Source organism: Reyranella soli (genome assembly GCF_007992495.1).
Taxonomy (GTDB): domain Bacteria; phylum Pseudomonadota; class Alphaproteobacteria; order Reyranellales; family Reyranellaceae; genus Reyranella; species Reyranella soli.
The window spans coordinates 1-2,807 of record NZ_BKAJ01000325.1 but is presented as its reverse complement, the minus strand read 5'-3'; the positions used below and the strand labels follow the sequence as shown (position 1 = coordinate 2,807).

Sequence of the window (2,807 nt, the reverse complement as noted above, 5' to 3'; positions counted from 1 at the left end):
AGTGGCGTCGATCCTGCTACTTTGAGGCTTGAGCGAGTCTTGGGCTTTCCCCGTGACCGCTCTTGATCATGCCTGACCCGGGCGGAGAGGCCCTCGTGGCGGTGCCTGACCAATTCTCGGCCGGCATCGGTCAGGCAGACGCTATCGCCATGATTGAGATCCAACGACTTCTACCTATCCCTTATTGGATAAAGTCGCCGTTGGCCGGCACGTCAGTCTAATGAAGGCTCTTCCGAGCCATCCGTCGTCCTTCGTCAGTAAGCGCAACAAGCCGCGCCATGGCACCGCTTTTTCGTCGGCGCTCGATCACCTCAACCCACCCGCGCTCCACTGCCCGCGCTAGAATCTGTTCGTTTTCTCCAAGGTTTTGTAGCAGCCTCGACGCTTCCGGCATCCCGCTCATGGCGATGAAAATGTTATAGACGAGATAACGAGCGGATACGTCGAGATTGTCGGCGGGATGATTCCGATTGTTCTCGTCACTGATTTGAGGATGCCTAGCCATAGACCCACGATAAGTGGCCGTGCCGCGCCTCCGCATGGGTCAAACGGGGTACGCCAGCCGTCACAAAGAGGCATCCTTAAGGGGGCCTATAAGCGATCGCCATCTCCTTGAAGAGGCGAAGCCGTCCATTCCTTCAGTCCGGCGGCGTTGGCGCGGTCAGTAGTGACGGAATCGATCCAGCGGCGTCCTTCGTGCCATTCGCGGAACACCCGAATGGGCCGGACCAATTCGGCGATGTTCGCTTTCCCGCTCCCGCTGGCGTACCAGGTTGGCAAGGGCAACAACGCTGTCCTCGCTGAATGTGGTGACAAGCCGCTCCAGGGACACAAGCTTGGCATAGGGGCGGGCACCCGCCGCATCAAGCCCAGCCAGGAAGTCGACCATGCGTGAGGACGCATCTCGCCTTTAGCGACCGCGACGAGTCGTTTCGGGTGAGAGATTGTCCATTGAAGCGGCATGGGGTCAGTTTCCGGTGCTGGCGCACAACCGGCAATATCAGAATCGCCGCTAGATACTGTTTTTGACTCGTACAGCGGTTTGGCCTCTGGCTACGCTCCAGGACTCACCGGTCGACAGTCAGATTTTGACTCTGGCGGCCATTAACAGGCCACCCGACTGCGGTATTGTCGGGCGACTCTGAAATGTTTCGGGGAGACCGCGTGGACAAGTGGCTGGAAGCGCTGGCGGCGTTCGGCGGGTTCGCAGCCATTGGCATTCTAATAGATCTCGCCATGTACAATTCCGAGAAGGCCAAGCTTAAAGCCAAGCTCGAAGACTGGTGGCTGCGCTTCACCGATGTGAAATGGAGCAACTTTGGACGCAAAGAATCCGAGCTGGCTGTTCAGATTCTCGACCGATGGGCCGGACCGCGGTTGTGGTCGAGGAAGCGCTGGCAATTCTCTGTGGCCGTTGCAGCAGGAACGTTTGCGCTTACTTTTTGTTAATTGGCGCACGAGCAGTCTGGAGTTCAGTCCGCTTTACCATCTTTAGTGGCAACACACCCGTTTCTTATGCTGCTGTTGGCGTGGCAGCCCTTCTTTTGAACGTTGCGACCTTTGCACTTTCCCTGAGCGTCACACGAATCGTTGCAAGGTTGGTCATCCGCTTCAGCACAGGGGCTTTTATGGCAACTTGCGCATTTAGCTTCCTATTAGCGGCTCATGTCTTTCTGCTTTTGGTCTGGAGACTCCTTTTGTTCAGCTTGCAGGTGTCTGTAGCAGCCGGTCTTTTTCTCGGCCTCGGTTCTGTCTCAGCCTCTTCTCCTTGCGGTTAGACAGCGGAGCCTTCAGTACCTATGTGACGGATCTTATCTTGGGAGAGTTGTCGGCATGGTCGTGGCTATTCAGTCGGACCAATCCTGATGCACCAATCGCCTCAACTGTAGCTGCCTGCTCTATGCTCTTGTTGGATATCATTGCGACGGTCTTCGAATTGCTTTCGCGCTGGTGTTTTTAAGCTCGTTCGTGTTCCGACCGCTCATCCAGGAGCCGGTGAGCAGGCTTTGGTACGGAGCAATGGACTCCGGCAAGCCCATATTCACGACACGGTTTGGGCTCCTTGGCGCGTTCGTTGCAGTGGGACGAATATTGGCTAGGTAGCGCATGAGGCTTTTCCTGTTTGGCCTGGAGGAGCTGGCCTCGGTAGTGGGTAGGACCTACTGATGACCGCGGCGAGAAAGGGCCTCGCGCGGAGGGTCCCACCCCTAACCGTACGAGCGTATTCGACATCATTGGTCCGGATGGCATGCTTCTCGGCCAGCCGGTCCAGTACCTTTCGGATCTCGGCCTTGGCATCGCTTACGTCGGCGCGCAATTCCGCGAGCTGCAAAGCGGGGTCCCGCATTGACGTGATCCAACGGTAGAGATGCGGTAGACGGAGCTGGATACCCCTCACGCCACCTTCTTGCGACGGCCTGAGGCCGGCCTGGGTGAAGGCTTGTTTGCCGCTCTTGGCCGCTTTTGTAAGGGAGCCTTTCCGGCGTCGCCCAGGCTGCGCTTCAGGGCGTCCATGAGATTGACCACGTTCGTTTCGCCAACTTCGGCAGGAGCACTTTGATGGGGCGCCCTTTCATCTTGCGCTCCATAACCTCACGCAAAGCTTCCTCGTAGCGGTCGACAAATTGGGCGGGGTCGAACTGGCCGCTATGTTGCTCGATAATCGTTTCCGCAATTTCGAGCATGCGGGAATCGGCCTTCGGAAGATCAACCGGCCCGATCTCGCTCAGATCCCGGACCTCTTCGTGCGTGCGCAGCGTCGGCATCAGGATTTCGTCGTCGCGCGACTCAAGGGCGCAAATTCGTTC

Annotated in this window: 3 protein-coding genes and 1 pseudogene; 1 reads left to right on the top strand and 3 read right to left on the bottom strand. The window is 57.5% G+C overall.

Annotated elements, in window-relative coordinates:
- Nucleotides 1-217: 217 nt before the first annotated feature.
- Both RSO01_RS48225 and RSO01_RS46420 read right to left on the bottom strand, forming a co-directional pair.
- Nucleotides 218-505 carry a hypothetical protein gene (locus RSO01_RS48225; protein WP_170303897.1) on the bottom strand — a complete coding sequence of 96 codons (288 nt, stop codon included), beginning with the start codon at nt 503-505 and terminating at the stop codon, nt 218-220.
- A gap of 156 nt (nt 506-661) precedes the next feature.
- Complete coding sequence (locus tag RSO01_RS46420; protein ID WP_147157418.1) at nt 662-889, bottom strand: hypothetical protein; 228 nt, start codon at nt 887-889, stop codon at nt 662-664.
- 275 nt (nt 890-1,164) lie between these two features.
- On the opposite strand from RSO01_RS46420, the gene RSO01_RS46415 reads away from it, so the two are divergent.
- Complete coding sequence (locus RSO01_RS46415) at nt 1,165-1,449, top strand: hypothetical protein (protein ID WP_147157417.1); 285 nt, start codon at nt 1,165-1,167, stop codon at nt 1,447-1,449.
- Between the two features lie 1,052 nt (nt 1,450-2,501).
- Here RSO01_RS46415 and RSO01_RS46410 read toward each other — a convergent pair.
- Nucleotides 2,502-2,807: pseudogene (locus RSO01_RS46410) on the bottom strand (hypothetical protein); the annotation flags it as partial.

Bases quoted from the DNA above. Each gene is read 5' to 3' on its own strand.
- RSO01_RS48225 (WP_170303897.1), bottom strand. From the start codon at position 505: ATGGCTAGGCATCCTCAAATCAGTGACGAGAACAATCGGAATCATCCC.
- RSO01_RS46420 (WP_147157418.1), bottom strand. From the start codon at position 889: ATGGTCGACTTCCTGGCTGGGCTTGATGCGGCGGGTGCCCGCCCCTAT.